This window comes from Sphingopyxis macrogoltabida (assembly GCF_001314325.1).
In the GTDB taxonomy this organism is placed as follows: Bacteria; Pseudomonadota; Alphaproteobacteria; order Sphingomonadales; family Sphingomonadaceae; genus Sphingopyxis; species Sphingopyxis macrogoltabida.
The window spans coordinates 1709228-1724806 of the sequence record NZ_CP009429.1; the positions used below are offsets into that span (position 1 = coordinate 1709228).

The following is a 15579-nucleotide window of genomic DNA, read 5'->3' on the forward strand; positions in this document are numbered from 1 at the left end:
AGACCGCGCCCTAATCCGTTGCATCGAAAAACTGAACAACGGGAGATGCGCGATGACCGACCTGCCTGATACCAACCTTGTCATGCTGACACTGGTGAAGCCCGAAGGGCAGCTCGAAGTCTCGCTCGAGCGGCGGCCGATGCCGCAGCCCAAGCCGCACGAGGTGCTGGTGAAGGTGCTCGCGGCGCCGATCAACCCGTCCGACTTGGGCCTGCTGTTCGGTGGTGCCGACATGACGACAGCGCAGGCATCGACGCGCGACGGCCTCCCCGTGCTCACTGCCGATGTCCCGCCCGCGGGAATGCGCGCGATGAGCGGCCGTGTCGGCGAGGCCATGGCGATTGGCAACGAAGGCTGCGGGCTGGTCGTGAAGGTCGGCGATTCACCGGAGGCGCAGGCGCTGCTCGGCAAGACCGTCGCGCTGCTCGGCGGCGAAATGTACGCCGAATATCGCTGCCTGCCCGTGCAGATGGTGATGCCGCTTCCCGACGGCACCGACCCAGCCGACGGTGCCTCCTGCTTCGTCAATCCGCTCACTTCGCTGGCTTTCACCGAGACGATGCGAATGGAGAACCACAGCGCGATCGTCCACACCGCCGCGGCATCGAATCTCGGCCAGATGCTCGTCAAGATCTGCGCCAAGGATGGCATCCCGCTCGTCAACATCGTCCGCAGCGACGCGCAGGTCGAGATACTGAAGGCCATCGGCGCGAAATATATCGTCAACAGCAGCACCGACGATTTCATGGAGCGGCTGGTCGACGCAATCGTCGAAACGGGGGCCACACTCGGTTTCGATGCGACCGGCGGCGGCAAGCTCGCCGGGCAGGTGCTGACCGCGATGGAAGCCGCGGCGGTCAAGCGGATGACGAGCTACAGCCGCTACGGCTCGGACACGTTCAAGCAGGTCTATATCTATGGCGCGCTCGACCTGTCGCCGACGACCTTCTCGGCGCGCAGCTTTGGCCTGACCTGGGCGCTCGGCGGGTTCCTGCTGACGCCCTTCATGGCCAAGGCGGGCATGGAGGTCGTGGGCCGGATGCGCAAGCGGGTCGTCGATGAACTGACGACAACGTTCAAAAGCCACTACAGCCACGAAATCTCGCTGGCCGAGGCGCTGGATATCGACACGGCGCAGGCCTATAATGCCAAACGCACCGGCGAGAAATATCTGCTCAAGCCGCACGGCTGACAAGCAGGCGGTGCCCCGGCGAAAGCCGGGGAACCGGCCTCAGCGTTTCATACACTGCCGCGCATCGTCGCGCTTATATTCACTGCAGTTCCACAGCGCCTTTTCGAACCCTGCCTTGTCGTCGCGGAGATAGGAAAAGGTCATCGCGGCGCGCTGCATGTCGCTCATCGCATCGCTGTCGGGTTTCAGTGTCGGGTTGGTCCAGCCCATGAACTTGCAATAGGGCTTGTCGCCGCAGAGGCGCAGCGCGGTGGTGACGAAGCTTTCGGGTGCCGCCTTGCGGTCGAGCGCGACATAGATGGTGTCGCGGCCCGCGGCTTCGCCCGCACCGGCGATCACCTTGGCCTCGCCGAGTGCGGCATTGGCATCAACGCCCGCAAGCTCGGTAGGCGCAACTCCCAGCGCCAGCGCGTGGAGCGGCGAAAGCGCCGCCATCTTGGCGATCGGGCCATCGCTTCCGGACACGGCGCCGCGGAACGCGCCGGGCGTTCCCCAATATCCCGGCCAGCGGAAGAACAGGTGCGTATCGACGATCGCGATCTTTTCGAGGCTGTCGCTCCAGTACGGGCGGACCCAGTCGGTGTGATAATGGGTGGCAAGCCCGACGGCGGGGTAGGTGAGGCCCGACATCATCATGTCGGCATTGACCTGCGCGCGCGTCCACGCCGCATCAGAATAGCGGCGGCTGAGTGCGCCGTCGCAGGTGAAGGTGAACTGGCAACCGGTGCTGCGTTCGGAACCCTGGAAGACGACGCCGCAAATCGACTTGGGAAAGGCGGGATGACGCGCGCGGTTGATGATGACCTGGCCTACCGCGAGCTGCCCCTTGCTGTCGTCGCCCGCCTCGTAAAGCATCGCCGCCGCCAGACAGTCGCGAGCGCGGCTGCGTGCATCGCCATCGCCGGCATAGACGAAGGGGCGGGGCGTCGCAAAATCCTTGGTTATCAGAGGGATTTTTGCATTGGCTGCGCGCGCATCATCCTCGGTGACGGGCGCCAGCTCCATCGGCAGCACATCGGGGACGATATCGGCGGGAGGCGCGACCGGATGCGGGCGCGTCGCCACACCGCCGCCGCCGGTCTGGCCGCTAAGGTACAGCACCAGCGCGATCGCGACAGCCGTCAGCAGCACGAACAGCCAGCCCGACCGTTCGCGCCACAATGGCAACGTCACCGGATCGCCCTCGGGGCGCATGCAGGAGGATCAGATCTCGGGAAGGAAATCGGGAACCGACAGGTAACGCTCGCCGGTGTCATAGTTGAACCCGAGCACCCGGCTCCCTGCCGGCAGTTCGGCGAGCTTCTGCGCAATCGCGGCGAGCGTCGCGCCCGACGAAATGCCGACCAGCATGCCTTCCTCGGTCGCGGTGCGGCGTGCGAAATCCTTTGCGGCGGCCGCGTCGACCTTGATCACGCCGTCGAGCAGATCGGTGTGCAGGTTGCGCGGAATGAAGCCTGCACCGATACCCTGGATCGGGTGCGGCGCGGGCTGTCCGCCGGAGATGACCGGCGATGCTTCCGGCTCGACCGCAAACACTTTCAGGTTCGGCCAATGCTGCTTCAGGAACTGTGCCGTGCCGGTGATATGGCCGCCGGTACCCACTCCGGTGATCAATACGTCGATCGGCGTGTCCTTGAAATCCTCATAGATTTCGGGGCCGGTGGTGCGGACGTGGACCTCGATATTGGCTTCGTTCTCGAACTGCTGCGGCATCCATGCGCCGGGCGTCGTCTCGACCAGTTCGATCGCGCGTTCGATCGCGCCCTTCATGCCCTTTTCGCGCGGGGTCAGGTCGAACGTCGCGCCATAGGCAAGCATCAACCGGCGGCGTTCGACCGACATGCTTTCGGGCATGACGAGCACCAGCTTGTAACCCTTGACCGCCGCAGCCATCGCGAGGCCGATGCCGGTGTTCCCCGACGTCGGCTCGACGATAGTACCGCCGGGCTTCAGGCTGCCGTCCTTTTCGGCGGCCTCGATCATCGCCAGCCCGATGCGATCCTTGATCGACCCGCCGGGATTGCTGCGTTCCGACTTCACCCAGACTTCGGCGTCGGGGAACAGCTTTGCGACGCGAATGTGCGGCGTGTTCCCGATGGTATCGAGGATCGAATTGGCTTTCATGATCGGTGCGCTCTTTCCTTGAATTCGAACCGCGGGTCGCGGCGGACGCGGTTCGGCCAGTCTCCGGCACGAAGCCAGAGCGCCTCGTCCGTGAGCGCCGGTACGGGCGCGGGTTGTAACGATGCGAGCAGATACTGTCCATAAGGCCAATCGCCGATGCCGGAGTCGGCGTTGATATGGCCGAACGGTCCCGCGTTGACGAAACGCGCGTCCCACTGCCGCGACAGGCGCCAGACGTGCGATGTCTTGGCATAAGGGTCGTTGTCGCTCGCCACGACGATCATCGGCGTCTGCGACGTGAAGGAGGGGGAATCGGCGAAGCTGGTAGCACGGTTGTCGCGCCGGAGCTGTGACAGTTCGGGCGGCGCGACCAGCAGCGCGCCGGCGATGCGCGCGCGCGCGAAATCGCTCGCCTGCGCAAACCAGTGCGCGAAGGCGTGGCAGCCGAGGCTGTGCGCCGCGATCAGCACCGGTTCGCTTTCGGCGGACATCGCTGCGGCGATCTGCCCGACCCATTCGTCGCGGTCGGGGTCGTTCCAGTTGCCGAGCTCGATTCGCTCGCAAGCGCCGAACTTTTGCTCCCACAGGCTTTGCCAATGGTTCGGGCCGCTGTTGTAGAGCCCCGGTATCGTCAGGATTTTATGGTCGATTGTCGAACTGTGCATGACATGTGCTCCATCCATGGGGGAGTGAGAGGGAGCCGCGGTGACGGGTGGTACCTGAATAACTCAACCAATTAAATTGACAATAGCCTTTGGACGGAATGACGGACAATTGCGGCAGACGGTTTGGCGGCCTGCGATCCTATTGCTTGAACTGCGGCTCGAAGGTGCGCGCGCGCCGCAGTTCGGGGAACAGCCACGCCCACAATGCGGTCACGCCGACCGCCGCCGCGCCGCCAAGCGCGACGGCGCTGACCGGCCCCAGCGCGGCCGCCATCGCACCCGCGCGCATCTCGCCCAGTTCGTTCGAGGCCGATATGGCGAGACCTGACGCGGCACTGACGCGCCCGCGCATATGGTCGGGGGTGTTGAGCTGGATCAGCGTGCCGCGCACGAAGACCGAAAACATGTCCGCCGCACCCATGACGACGAGCAGACCGAGCGACAGAAAAAAGCTGGTCGACAGGCCGAAAGCGACGGTGACCGCACCGAAGACGGCGACTGCCCACAGCATCTTGACCCCGACGTTGCGCTCGATCGGGCGCCAGGCAAGCCCCAGCGCGACGACGGCCGCGCCGACCGCCGGTGCGGCACGGAGCAGGCCGAGTCCTTCGGACCCGGTGTGCAAGATATCGCGCGCGTAAACGGGCAACATCGCAGTCGCGCCCGACAGGATCACCGCGAACAGATCGAGCGTGATCGTGCCGAGCAGGAAGCGCTCGGTCCACACGAAGCGGAGCCCGTCGACCATCTCGCGCAGCGGATGACGGCGCACCTCGGCGGGTGGCGGCAGTACGGGCCGGACGCGGCTGAGCGTGAAAGCCGAGACGGCAAGCAGCACGACCGCGAAAATATAGACCGACGTCGGATGCGCCGCATAGATGAGGCCGCCGGCGGCAGGGCCGATCACCGACGCCGACTGCCAGGCGATGCTGCTCATCGCGATGGCGCGGGGCAGCACGGCTGGCGGCACGATATTGGGCGCGATCGCGCTCATCGCCGGCCCCGAGAAAACGCGTGCGACGCCGTGCAGCGCCGCGAGACCGAACAGCAATGGCAGCGACAAACCATCGCTCCAGGTGAACCAGCCGAGCGTCGCGGCGATGAGAATATCGATAAGGTTGGAGAAAATCGCCACGGTGCGGCGCTCGAACCGGTCGGCCGCCCAGCCGGCGACCGGGGTCAGGATGGCGAGCGGCAGGAACTGGAACAGCCCGAGCAGGCCGAGCTGGAACGACGCCTCCTTGATCGACATGCCGTAATCGGTGCGGGCGGTGTCGTAGAGCTGGTAGCCGATGACCACGACCATCGCGATCGTCGCCATCACCGCGGTGAAGCGTGCGAACCAGTAATAGCGATAGTCGGGGAAGCTGAGCGGGGAAGGGGCTTTGGGGTCGGCGCCCGGCATCACCGGTTCGTCAGCGGGTTCGGGTGGGAGCGTTGCCATCGCGTTCCGCCCTAAACCGCTTTTCGGGCCTGTCCAGACGGCTTGCGCCTGCCGTTCGTCGATTATCGGATGCCATCAATGACAGCGGGTGGCAGACTGCGACCATCAAGGTTCAGGGAGTTAACCGGATGAAGAAGAAATTTGCCCGCCTCGGCGGTGCCGCTATGGCTGCGGCGCTGCTGGTCCTTACCGCCTGCAATGCGTCGGACAACAAATCCGCATCGGCGCAGGGGAGCGCGGAAAACTGGACCGCGTTCCGCGACAATTTCCTCGCCGGCTATTTCCCGCTCAACCCGAATTTCGCGGTCTATCAGGGCAAACATGAATTCGACGGCCAGCTTCCCGACTGGTCGCCCGAGGGCATCGAAAAGCAGGCTGCTTTCCTTGAAAAGACGATTGCCGACGCAAAGGCGTTCGATGGCAAGATGACCGATGCCGAAAAGTTCGAACGCGATTATCTGGTCCATGTCGCGCAGGGGCAGCTCTTCTTCCTCCGCGATACCGATTTCGCGCAGAAGAATCCGGCCTTCTACGTCGGCGCGCTCGATCCCAACGTCTATATCGCGCGGCCCTATGCCGACGCGACGACGCGGATGAAGGCCTTCATCGCCTATGCGCAGAAGGTTCCGGCGGCCGCCGAACAGATCAAGGCGAACCTGAAGCTGCCGCTGCCCGCGACCTTCGTCAAATATGGCACCGCGGGCTTCGGCGGGTTCGCCGATTATTATACGGGCGACGCCAAGAAGGCCTTTGCCGAGGTCAAGGATGCCGAGTTGCAGAAGCAATTCGACGACGCGGCGGCCAAGGCGGCGGCGGCGATGAAGGATCTTGCGACCTATGTCGGTTCGCAGCCCGGCACGGCCGACGGCTATGCACTCGGCGCCGACAAGTTCGCGAAGATGATCCTGACCAACGAAGGTGTCGACACGCCGCTCGACGAACTCGAGCGTATCGGCCAGGCGGATCTCAAGCGCAATCAGGATGCGCTGAAGGCCGCCTGCGCGGCCTATGCGGCGGGGATGACGATCGCCGACTGCATGAAGAAAATGAACTCGGACAAGCCCGCCGACGGTCCCGTCGCGGAAGCACGCCGCCAGCTCCCGGCGCTCCGCGCTTTCCTCGTCGAGAAGGATCTGGTGACAATCCCCGGCACCGAACAGGCACAGGTCGAGGAATCGCCGCCGTACAACCGGCAGAACAGCGCCTATATCGACATTCCCGGGCCGTATGAGAAAGGCCTGCCGTCGGTCTATTACATCTCGCCGCCCGACCCCACGTGGGACAAGCAGACGCAGAACGACTTCGTGCCGGGCCGCAAGGATCTGATGTTCACCTCGGTCCACGAGGTATGGCCCGGCCACTTCCTCAACTTCCTCCATTCGAACCGCGCCGAGAGCATCTTTGGCAAGCTGTTCGTCGGCTATGCCTTCGCCGAGGGATGGGCGCATTATACCGAGGAAATGATGTGGGACGCCGGGCTCGGCGACGGCGATCCCGAGACGCATATCGGCCAGCTGTCGAACGCATTGCTGCGCGATTGCCGCTATCTGTCGGCCATCGGGCTTCACACCAAGGGCATGACCGTCGCCGACTCCGAAAAGCTGTTCAAGGAACAATGCTATCAGGACGAAGGCAACGCCCGCCAGCAGGCGGCGCGCGGCACCTATGATCCGCTGTACCTCAATTACACGATGGGCAAGCTGATGATCCGCAAGCTCCGCGAGGATTGGACGAAGGGCGACAAGACCAAGTGGAAGGCATTCCACGACCAGTTCCTGTCGTACGGCGGGCCGCCGATCCCGATGGTGCGCGCCGCAATGATGAAGGAAGGGGCGCCGAAGGCGGTCTTCTGAGGCTGGCGAATCGAATGACCCGCGGCTAGCTTCCCGGCAAAGGGGGGCTAGCCGATGGTCGATGTGTTCATTTCCTATTCGCGCGACAACAAGGCGCGCGTCGCCGATATCGCGGCGGCGGTTTCGGCGGCAGGCTATGACGTCTGGTGGGATGCCGAACTGCCGCCGCACCGCTCGTACGGCGATGTGATTACCGAAAAGATCGGCAGCGCAAAAGCGGCGATCGTCGTCTGGTCGCAGGCGTCGGCGCAGTCCGAATGGGTGCGCGCCGAGGCCGATGTCGCACGCAACCAGAAGAAGCTGGTGCAGACGGCGATCGACGACGTGATGCCGCCGCTGCCCTTCAACCAGATCCAGTTTGCCGACCTCAGCGACTGGCGCGGCGAGGCCGATCACAGCGGCTGGCGCAAGGTGCTGATGAGCCTCGAGGATTTATGCGGCAGGGAGGCGGGGGCCGCACCGACGCCGGCCCCGCGCCCGGTGGCCCCGGTCGCCCCGCCGCGGGATGATGTTCCGTCGCCTGCGGGAAAATCCTCTTTCCTGCCGTGGGCGCTGCTCGGGCTGGCCGTCGTCGCCATTGCGCTGCTCGCCTGGAAACTGACGCAGCCTGCGGCCGTCGAACCTGCCGCATCGCAGGCGGCCGCGCCGGTCGAGGAGGAAAAGCCCGAGGTCGCCGCATCCGACGATGCGCCCGCGCCGGCCACCGCGCCGGGGGAAGCCTTCACCCTGGCCGCGGTCATCGACGACCCCGACGGCTTCACCAACATTCGCGCGGCACAGAACACCCAGTCGGCGATCGTCGGCAAGATGCTCGAAGGCGAGAAATTCCTGACCTACAAACAACCGGGCCAATGGTGGCGCGTCCGCAAAGCCGACGGCACGACGGGTTATATGTTCCGCAAATATATCCGGCTGGTCGAGGGCGGCGCGGCACAGGGTGCGACAGCCGCGCCCGCCGGTCCGATGCCGACCGGGGTGGGCGGCAGCGGGGTGGTGATTCCCGATTCGTCCGAACGGCTGCTGACCCCCGCCGATATCGCCAATTTCGGGCTGCTCGAACTGCGGATCGCGCGGAACGAGATTTTCGCCCGCCATGGTTTCCGGTTCAGGGACCCGCGGCTGGCGCGGCATTTCAGCCAGTTCGACTGGTATCGTCCGACGAGCGACAATGTGCAGTTGTCGGCGATCGAAAAGGCGAACGTCAGCCTGCTGAAGTCGGCCGAAGCCGCCGCGCAATGACCGATAGCGGGGCGACGGCGAGCGCCGCCGTCGAGGCGGAGGTCGCGCACCGGCTGGGGCAGGGCGATGCGTTGAGCGCGTTCGACTGCGCCGCCGCCGCCCGCCGCGCCGGAACCGACAGCCCGCGTCTCCGTTATCTGATGGTGCGCGCGCTGGCCGCGTCGGGCGACAGCCTCGGCGCGATGCACCTCTATGAACAGCTCGACCTCGCCATGAGCGGCGACGTCGATAGTCTTTCGCTCGCAGGGCGCATCTGGAAGGATGCAGCGTTCGACCACCGCGGTGCCGAACGCACGGCCTATCTGCAAAAGGCCGCCGCCGCTTACGATCACGCCTTTCGCATGTCGGGCGCAGATTTTCCGGCGATCAATGCCGCGAGCCTGTACGCGATGCTTGGCGAACGCGAGCGGGCCGCGTCGCTCGCCGAACCGATCGCCGCCAATGGCCCGGCTGGCAATTATTGGGATCAGGCGACCTTTGTCGAGGCGTTGCTGTTGCTGGGACGCGGGGAGGAGGCGTTGATCCACGCTCGCAGTGCGGATGAACAGGCCGGCACCCGCGCCGGCGACCGCGCTTCGACCTGCCGCCAGATTGACCGGCTCGCCAAGAGCGGCGCGATCGATGGCGATCATGCCGCCGCAATCATGGCCGTGCTGCGCCCCATGCCGGTCGGCGTCTATTGCGGCCGCATGTTCCGGGCCGGCGGGGCGGGGGAGGCGAATGCGCGCACCGCGATCGCCCGGGCGCTCGACACCCGCCCCGTGTCGGCGCTGATCGGCCCGCTCGCCTGCGGGGCCGACATATTGTTCGCCGAGGAGGCGCTGGCGCGCGGTATCGACCTGACCGTGGTGCTGCCTTTCGCCGAGGATGATTTCATCGCCCAGTCGGTGGCGTCGGGCGGCGACGAATGGCTCGCCCGCTATGTCCGCTGCCGCGACGGCGCGGCGATGGTCCATTTCGCCAGCAACGCGCGCTATGTCAGCGACGATTGCCAGTTCATCCTCGGCTCGCACACCGCAATGGGACTTGCCAAGCTCCGCGCCCGCGAACTCGAAACCGCGGCGATCCAGTTCGCCGTGGTCGATCCGGCGGTGGCGGCGCGGCCCGATGCCGTCATCGCGGGCACCAACGCTGATATCGCCCTGTGGCGCGACAATGGCGGCGTTACCGGGACGATTGCCGTCGGCGATCTCGACCGCAGACTGGAATTTCCTCCCGCGCCGAAGCCGCCCGAGGGTACGCGGCGCGGCCTCTATGCGATCCTGTTCGCCGATTTCGCCGGCTTTTCAAAGCTCGGCGAGGCCGAACTCCCCGTTTTCGCGCAGGAGGTGATGGGCAACATCGGCCGCATCCTCGACGATTTCGGCGACGCCGTGTTGTTCCGCAACACTTGGGGGGATGCCGTTTATGCGATCATCGACGACCCGGCGACCGCCGCGCGGATCGCGCTGGCGATGCAGGAACGGCTTGGTACCCTGCCGCCGGGCCTCGGCCTCGAAGGGCATCGCGCCGGGATGCGCACCGGCATTCACTTCGGACCGATCTATCGCGGCGTCGATCCGGTGGTCGGCAACGAGCTGTGGTACGGCACCGAAGTAACGCGCACCGCGCGGATCGAGCCGGTGACGCTGGTCGGCGAGATTTATTGCACCCAACCGCTCGCGGCGATGCTCGCGCTCGGCAATGCGCGCGATTTCAACTGCGACTATGTCGGCAAGGTTCGTCTCGCTAAGGATTATGGCGAGTTGGCGCTCTATCGCCTGTCGCGCCGCTCAGCCTGACGGTGCCCGCAACCGGGCAATGAAAAAGCCGTCGAGACCGCCGGCGGCCGCGAGCATGCCGGGGAGCGTACGAACGAAGCCGTTCGCGTCGGGCGCGATCCCCGCGGGGAGTTCGTCGCCACCTGCCGGAACGACCGACCAGTCGGGATGCCCGGCGAGAAAAGCCATAATCTGGTCCTCGCCTTCCGCGCGTTCGAGCGAGCAGGTTGCATAGACAAGCGTGCCGCCCGGCTTGACCCACTTCGCCGCGCGTGCGAGCAGTTCGCCCTGAAGTGCCGCCATGTCGGCGATCTCGCGTGCTTCGATGCGGTGAAGCACGTCGGGGTGGCGGCGGAAGATACCCGTCGCGGAGCAGGGCGCGTCGAGCAGCACCGCATCGGCCGCCTCGCCTGGCTCCCATTTCCGGATATCGCCCTGCACGACCGCAGCCTCCAGCCCGGTGCGGTCGAGATTTTCCTCGAGCCGCGTCAGCCTTTTGGCACTGGCGTCGACCGCAAGTACCGACCAGCCCGCCGCGGCGAGCTGCATCGTCTTGCCGCCGGGCGCGGCGCAAAGGTCGAGTACCGACCGCCCGTCGCCCGCGCCGAGCAGCCGCGCGGGGATGCTGGCGGCAATATCCTGCACCCACCAGCCGCCTGCCTCGAAACCGGGCAGATCGGTCACCGCCTGCCCGCGCGGCAAGCGCAAATGGTGCGCGACGAGGCTGGTGGCGTCGGGCCACGCCGCCGCATCGGGCTCGGCGGCGAAGCTGAGATCGAGCGGCGGCGCCGCGCTCCACGCCGCTTCCGCCGCCGTCACCATCGCGTCGCCCCACGCCGCCGACCAGCGCTCGGCGGTCGCCGGGGGCAGAGTGGCACGTTCGGGCAGCGCCCATTCTTCCTGCTGCGCGCGCGACAGGATCGCATGCACCAGCCGCCGCGGTCCACCATCGACGAGCGGCAGCGCGGTCGACACGACCGCATGTCCCGGGCTCTTCAGCACCAGGAGCTGCGCCAGCGCGATCCGCAGCACGGCGCGCGATTTGACGTCGTCGGGCAGCGGCTGTGCCGTGGCGCTGTCGATCAGCGCGTCGATGTCGACCATCCAGCGCAGCGTTTCGGACACGATCGCGATCCCAAAGGCACGGTCGGCGGGCGCGAGGCCCTGCGTCGCCGCGTGGGCCGCGATATCGAGCGGATCGCCGCGCCGCAGCACGGCATCGATCAGGCGCAGGGCCGCGCGGCGCGGTGCCGTACCCGGCGGGTCCCCCTCGGACCCGCGCCGCCGGCGGGGAGGTCGCCGGTCAGCCATGACGGTTGGCGATCAAGATACGCTGGCCTATATTGGTCCAGTTATGAGCAAGCAGAGCGAAACCGGAACCATAGGCGGCACCCCGCGCGCGGCGAAACGCCCGGCACATGTGAAACCGCCCGCCGGCTGGACGAACGCCCCGGTCCCGGCGCCCGAACCGCTGCGTGCCGAGCCCGACGCCGGGCAGCCGGGCGGACGCAATCCGGTGCGCTATGGCGACTGGGAGCTCAAGGGTCTCGCGATCGATTTCTGACGCTTCGGTTGGAAAAATCGTCAAAAGGGATTCATCCGTCCTATTAATCCGTTGCGGTCGAAAAACTGGTGCTTCAGCGCCGCCAGGATATGCAGCGTAACCAGCGCCAGCATTGTCAGCCCCAGTACCTCGTGCCGGTCGTGCAAGGTGTCGGCCAAAGCCTTGCTTGGCGCAGCGATCGACGGCACCGTGAACAAACCGAAGAAATCGACAGGCCGGTCGGCGGCCGACATCCACACCCATCCCGAAAGCGGTAGCAGGATCAGCAGCAGGTAGAAGAGCAGGTGGACGATCTTGCTGAGCGGCCGCTGCCAGGCCGGCATCGCCGCCGGATAGGGCGGGGGTTTATGCCCCAGCCGCCACAGGATCAGGACGATGGTCAGGAACAGCACCGCGATCCCCAGCGCCTTGTGGGTCGCCATTGCCGCGCGATGTGTCTCGCGCGGCATGTCCTCGGTCAGCATCGCGAGACCGATATTGGCGATGACCGCCAGCCCGATCACCCAGTGAAGCCATATGGCCACCTTCGTATAGCGCGGGTCGGCGGTCGTTCCCGCAGGCCCAGCGTCGGCGTTGGTGGCCATAAGCAATCTCCTCAGGCGGCGGGAGCCTCCGTGACCAGCGGCATCTTGCCGCTCTTCACCTGCTCCGCAAAAATCTCGCGCATCAATTGCAGCGAAAAGAGGTGCGCGAAAATCAGGCCAAGCATGCCGTTCTGCATCATCTTGCGCAAGACGTCGCCGCGCAGTTCGCGCAGCTTGTTTTCGTCGACCATCTGGAAACCGCGATAGACATAGGGCTTGTCGCTGCCTTCGGGCTGGATGCTGACTTCGCCGTCCATCAGCAGGTCGGCCTTCTTGAGCTCGTCGACGAAGGCACCGGTGCGCTGGCCCGATTCCTCGAAATTCTTGCAGAATTCGAGCACGGCGTTGACCGGCTCAGTCGGCTTGCCGTCGGCGAACAGTGCATCGCCTTCGTCGAACTTGCCGACCGCGCCCGAGGTGGGGTCGAAGCACAGCGACAGTTCGTCGCTGTCGGGGCGCAGGCGGGCGAGCAGGAAGGGATAACGGCGGATATAGGCCGGCACATAGACCGGGTTGATCAGTTTGCCATCGGCATCGACAAAGGTGTTCATGCCTTCGTTGAGCCCCATCAGTGCCAGCGGAACCGGGTTTTCACCGGCCGAAAAGACGATCGGGTAAAAGCGGCTCGCGGCGATGAACTCGTCCGAGGTCAGCGGCACGGCGTGCTGGTCGATCAGAAAGTCGGCCTTATCGAGCGGGCGTGCGTGGAAGTCGGCGTGATCGACGCTCGAAAGCGGGACGAGGTCCTTGTAGAAAAGCGGCAGGTTGGCAGGTGCGGGCGCAGTGGCCATGATCGAACTCCGAGATGGGACCCCGTTGGCACGGGGTCGAAAGGGCAATGGCGCGCCATATTGGCACGCGCGACGCGGCGCAAGGGGGCGATGATCCGGAGCGTGGCCGCCGAACGACGGATGGTCAGCCGATAAGCTTCCCCGGATTGAACAGACCGGCAGGGTCGAGGCCGGCCTTTATGCCGCGCAGCGCCGCGATGCGCGCCGGACTGTCGAGTTCGGCGAGGATGTCGCGCTTCATCTGGCCGATCCCGTGCTCCGCCGAGATCGAACCGCCGAGTTCGATCACATGCGAATAGACGAGCCGGCTCACCGCTTCACCGTGCGCGGCAAGCCAGGCTCGGCCGTCGGCGTCCGCGGGTGGTTGGACATGGTGATGGACATTGCCGTCGCCGAGGTGCCCAAAGGACAGCGCGCGGGCGCCGGGGAAGGCCGCGGCGAGGCGCAGCGGGTTTTCGGCGATGAAGGCCGGCATCAGGTCGACGGGGACGCTGATATCGTGCTGGAGCGCCGGCCCTTCAGCGCGCTCGGCTTCCGAAATGGAATCGCGCAGGCGCCAGAAATCCTCGCTTTCGCGATCATTTTTGGCGATCACGACGTCCCCGATCAGCCCGGCTTCGAGCGCCGCGGCGAGTTCGGCCTGCAACGCCGCGTCGAGCGCATCTCCACTCTCGCCGGCGAGCTCGACCAAGGCGTGCCAGCGACAGGCCTTCGCGAGAGGGGCGCGCGTTTGGGGAATATGGCGGAGGACGGCGTCGAGGCAGCTTTGCGGAATGATTTCGAAGCCTTCGAGGTCGCGGCCGATCGCAGCGTCGAGGCGGCGGAGCAATTGCAGCGCGATGGCGGGCGATTCGAGCCCGATCCACGCCGTCCGGCGCGCCGCCGCGGCGGGCACGAGGCGAAGGCACGCCGCCGTTACGATGCCCAACGTCCCCTCGGCGCCGCAGAGCAGGTGGCGAAGGTCATAGCCACGATTGTCCTTCTTCAACGGCGCGAGGCCATCGAAAATGCTGCCGTCGGGCAGCACGGCCTCGACCCCCGCGACCAGCGCCCGCATCGTACCGTGGCGAAGGACTTGCGTGCCGCCGGCATTGGTCGAAACCAGCCCGCCGATCGTCGCCGATCCCTTGCCGCCAAGGGTCAGGGGAAAGCGCAATCCCTCCTGCAGGACCGCTTCGTGCAGATGTTCGAGGATCACGCCGGCTTCGGCGACGACAGTCTGCGCATTGCGATCGATCGCACGAATGGCATTCATCCGGCGGGTCGAAAGCAGGACCGTGTTTCCCGAAGCGTCGGGCGTCGCACCTCCGACCATGCCGCTGTTTCCGCCTTGCGGCACCAACGCAACGTCGTTCTCGGCACATAGGCGAACAACGGAAGCCACCTCATCGGTCGTCGCGGGAGACAGCATCGCAGCGGCGGCACCATGATATTTACCGCGCCAGTCGGTCAACCACGGTGCCATCGCGTCGGAATCGGTGGTGAAACCCTTGGGCCCGAGCAGGCCGGCAAGCGCATCGAGGGCCTCAGGCGATGGCGCGCTGGTCATGATGCTTTGCTCCCGAAATTTCGCGACGGCTGGAGAGGCAGGGGTCGACAGCAATTCATTTGATGTTCAATCATGCCTGTTAAAGGGGGCGTTGGACGAATAGGCTGTTTTCGTCCAGCGAGCATCGATGCGGGAGCCATGGTGAGCAACATCTTCTGTCAGGGCGCCGAAAGGACGGCAACCGAATCGTGCTGACGTCCGCGACCCTGCTGATGCTCGCGGCGGCGCCCGCCGACGCCGAAATGCCTGCCGCGCCGCCCGAACCGCTGGTGTCGCTCGCGGCGCCGGCACTCGAACCGCCGACGGCTCCCTACTGGCAGGTCGTGATCGAACAGCAGTTGATCATCCGCGTTCCGGCGCAACGTTCCTCGCTCAACAATTTCGCCGCGGGGCCGACGACGGCGCTGCGGTCCCGTGAACTGCCGCTGGTGTGGAAGGAAAAGAAGGCGCCGAAATGCGTCGCCATGCGCAACATCCTTGGCATGCAGGCGGTCCAGCGCGACAGTATCGATCTGATAACGCGGCAGAAACAGCGGCTTCGCGCTCAGCTCAACCGCGGCTGCCGGGCGCTCGATTTCTACGCCGGCTTCTACATGCAGGGCAGCAAGGACGGCAGGCTCTGCGAGGGTCGCGACCAGATCCACGCCCGTACCGGGGCGAAGTGCGAGGTCGACAAGTTCCGCCTGATGGTTCCGGTTCCGCGCGACGAGGATTGATGGCCGTGACGGACGCGACGATTAATCGTGTCCATAGGCTCGGCTTTCCTTGACTTTTCATCGCCCTTTCCCTTAGGGGCGGCGCAGCGTTGGCTGGC

General features: G+C 65.7%; 14 protein-coding genes. 6 read left to right on the top strand and 8 right to left on the bottom strand.

Going from position 1 to position 15579, the window contains the following annotated elements:
- Nucleotides 1-52: 52 nt before the first annotated feature.
- Nucleotides 53-1192 carry a zinc-binding dehydrogenase gene (locus tag LH19_RS08495; RefSeq protein WP_054727055.1) on the top strand — a complete coding sequence of 380 codons (1140 nt, stop codon included), beginning with the start codon at nt 53-55 and terminating at the stop codon, nt 1190-1192.
- Nucleotides 1193-1231: 39 nt separating this feature from the next.
- Here LH19_RS08495 and LH19_RS08500 read toward each other — a convergent pair whose 3' ends face one another.
- The 4 genes from LH19_RS08500 to LH19_RS08515 form a co-directional block, all read right to left on the bottom strand.
- Nucleotides 1232-2386, bottom strand: coding sequence for a cell wall hydrolase (locus tag LH19_RS08500; RefSeq protein ID WP_054727057.1), 1155 nt, complete (start codon nt 2384-2386; stop codon nt 1232-1234).
- A 9-nt stretch (nt 2387-2395) separates the two neighbouring features.
- Entirely contained in the window at nt 2396-3316 is a 921-nt protein-coding gene (gene cysK / locus LH19_RS08505; protein WP_054727059.1) for a cysteine synthase A, read from the bottom strand.
- Nucleotides 3313-3981, bottom strand: coding sequence for an RBBP9/YdeN family alpha/beta hydrolase (locus tag LH19_RS08510; protein ID WP_054727061.1), 669 nt, complete (start codon nt 3979-3981; stop codon nt 3313-3315). The genes cysK and LH19_RS08510 overlap by 4 nt, the downstream gene beginning before the upstream one ends.
- Before the next feature lie 139 nt (nt 3982-4120).
- Nucleotides 4121-5425, bottom strand: coding sequence for an MFS transporter (locus LH19_RS08515; RefSeq protein WP_082395518.1), 1305 nt, complete (start codon nt 5423-5425; stop codon nt 4121-4123).
- Between the two features lie 128 nt (nt 5426-5553).
- Here LH19_RS08515 and LH19_RS08520 point away from each other — a divergent pair, with 128 nt between their 5' ends.
- The 3 genes from LH19_RS08520 to LH19_RS08530 are packed head-to-tail and all read left to right on the top strand — an operon-like array spanning nt 5554 to nt 10298.
- Nucleotides 5554-7278, top strand: a complete 1725-nt coding sequence (locus LH19_RS08520; RefSeq protein WP_201258445.1) for a DUF885 domain-containing protein — start codon at nt 5554-5556, stop codon at nt 7276-7278.
- A gap of 54 nt (nt 7279-7332) precedes the next feature.
- Nucleotides 7333-8517, top strand: a complete 1185-nt coding sequence (locus tag LH19_RS08525) for a TIR domain-containing protein (RefSeq protein WP_054727062.1) — start codon at nt 7333-7335, stop codon at nt 8515-8517.
- The gene (locus tag LH19_RS08530) at nt 8514-10298 is read left to right on the top strand and encodes a TRAFs-binding domain-containing protein (RefSeq protein ID WP_054727064.1); all 1785 of its coding nucleotides are present in this window, start codon (nt 8514-8516) and stop codon (nt 10296-10298) included. The genes LH19_RS08525 and LH19_RS08530 overlap by 4 nt, the downstream gene beginning before the upstream one ends.
- Here LH19_RS08530 and LH19_RS08535 read toward each other — a convergent pair.
- Entirely contained in the window at nt 10290-11588 is a 1299-nt protein-coding gene (locus LH19_RS08535; protein WP_054727066.1) for an RsmB/NOP family class I SAM-dependent RNA methyltransferase, read from the bottom strand. The two genes, LH19_RS08530 and LH19_RS08535, sit on opposite strands and share 9 nt — an antisense overlap.
- Nucleotides 11589-11631: 43 nt before the next feature.
- On the opposite strand from LH19_RS08535, the gene LH19_RS08540 reads away from it, so the two are divergent.
- Nucleotides 11632-11841 (top strand): DUF1674 domain-containing protein, encoded by a 210-nt coding sequence (locus LH19_RS08540; protein WP_054727069.1) that lies wholly within the window; start codon nt 11632-11634, stop codon nt 11839-11841.
- Between the two features lie 20 nt (nt 11842-11861).
- Here LH19_RS08540 and LH19_RS08545 read toward each other — a convergent pair whose 3' ends face one another.
- The 3 genes from LH19_RS08545 to LH19_RS08555 all read right to left on the bottom strand — a co-directional run bounded on the left by LH19_RS08545 (nt 11862) and on the right by LH19_RS08555 (nt 14765).
- The gene (locus LH19_RS08545; protein WP_054727071.1) at nt 11862-12425 is read right to left on the bottom strand and encodes a cytochrome b; all 564 of its coding nucleotides are present in this window, start codon (nt 12423-12425) and stop codon (nt 11862-11864) included.
- A gap of 11 nt (nt 12426-12436) precedes the next feature.
- The gene (locus LH19_RS08550; RefSeq protein WP_054587805.1) at nt 12437-13216 is read right to left on the bottom strand and encodes a SapC family protein; all 780 of its coding nucleotides are present in this window, start codon (nt 13214-13216) and stop codon (nt 12437-12439) included.
- A gap of 124 nt (nt 13217-13340) precedes the next feature.
- Nucleotides 13341-14765 (bottom strand): FAD-binding oxidoreductase, encoded by a 1425-nt coding sequence (locus LH19_RS08555; RefSeq protein WP_054727073.1) that lies wholly within the window; start codon nt 14763-14765, stop codon nt 13341-13343.
- 188 nt (nt 14766-14953) lie between these two features.
- Between LH19_RS08555 and LH19_RS08560 the strand changes: the two genes are divergently transcribed.
- Nucleotides 14954-15481, top strand: coding sequence for a hypothetical protein (locus LH19_RS08560; RefSeq protein WP_054727075.1), 528 nt, complete (start codon nt 14954-14956; stop codon nt 15479-15481).
- The last annotated feature ends 98 nt before the right edge of the window (nt 15482-15579 follow it).

What these genes read in the sequence shown, in the direction of transcription:
- LH19_RS08530 (WP_054727064.1), top strand. Translation starts at nt 8,514, where the DNA reads ATGACCGATAGCGGGGCGACGGCGAGCGCCGCCGTCGAGGCGGAGGTC.
- cysK (WP_054727059.1), bottom strand. Translation starts at nt 3,316, where the DNA reads ATGAAAGCCAATTCGATCCTCGATACCATCGGGAACACGCCGCACATT.
- LH19_RS08515 (WP_082395518.1), bottom strand. Translation starts at nt 5,425, where the DNA reads ATGGCAACGCTCCCACCCGAACCCGCTGACGAACCGGTGATGCCGGGC.
- LH19_RS08545 (WP_054727071.1), bottom strand. Translation starts at nt 12,425, where the DNA reads ATGGCCACCAACGCCGACGCTGGGCCTGCGGGAACGACCGCCGACCCG.
- LH19_RS08540 (WP_054727069.1), top strand. Translation starts at nt 11,632, where the DNA reads ATGAGCAAGCAGAGCGAAACCGGAACCATAGGCGGCACCCCGCGCGCG.
- LH19_RS08525 (WP_054727062.1), top strand. Translation starts at nt 7,333, where the DNA reads ATGGTCGATGTGTTCATTTCCTATTCGCGCGACAACAAGGCGCGCGTC.
- LH19_RS08520 (WP_201258445.1), top strand. Translation starts at nt 5,554, where the DNA reads ATGAAGAAGAAATTTGCCCGCCTCGGCGGTGCCGCTATGGCTGCGGCG.
- LH19_RS08535 (WP_054727066.1), bottom strand. Translation starts at nt 11,588, where the DNA reads ATGGCTGACCGGCGACCTCCCCGCCGGCGGCGCGGGTCCGAGGGGGAC.
- LH19_RS08500 (WP_054727057.1), bottom strand. Translation starts at nt 2,386, where the DNA reads ATGCGCCCCGAGGGCGATCCGGTGACGTTGCCATTGTGGCGCGAACGG.
- LH19_RS08495 (WP_054727055.1), top strand. Translation starts at nt 53, where the DNA reads ATGACCGACCTGCCTGATACCAACCTTGTCATGCTGACACTGGTGAAG.
- LH19_RS08510 (WP_054727061.1), bottom strand. Translation starts at nt 3,981, where the DNA reads ATGCACAGTTCGACAATCGACCATAAAATCCTGACGATACCGGGGCTC.
- LH19_RS08550 (WP_054587805.1), bottom strand. Translation starts at nt 13,216, where the DNA reads ATGGCCACTGCGCCCGCACCTGCCAACCTGCCGCTTTTCTACAAGGAC.
- LH19_RS08555 (WP_054727073.1), bottom strand. Translation starts at nt 14,765, where the DNA reads ATGACCAGCGCGCCATCGCCTGAGGCCCTCGATGCGCTTGCCGGCCTG.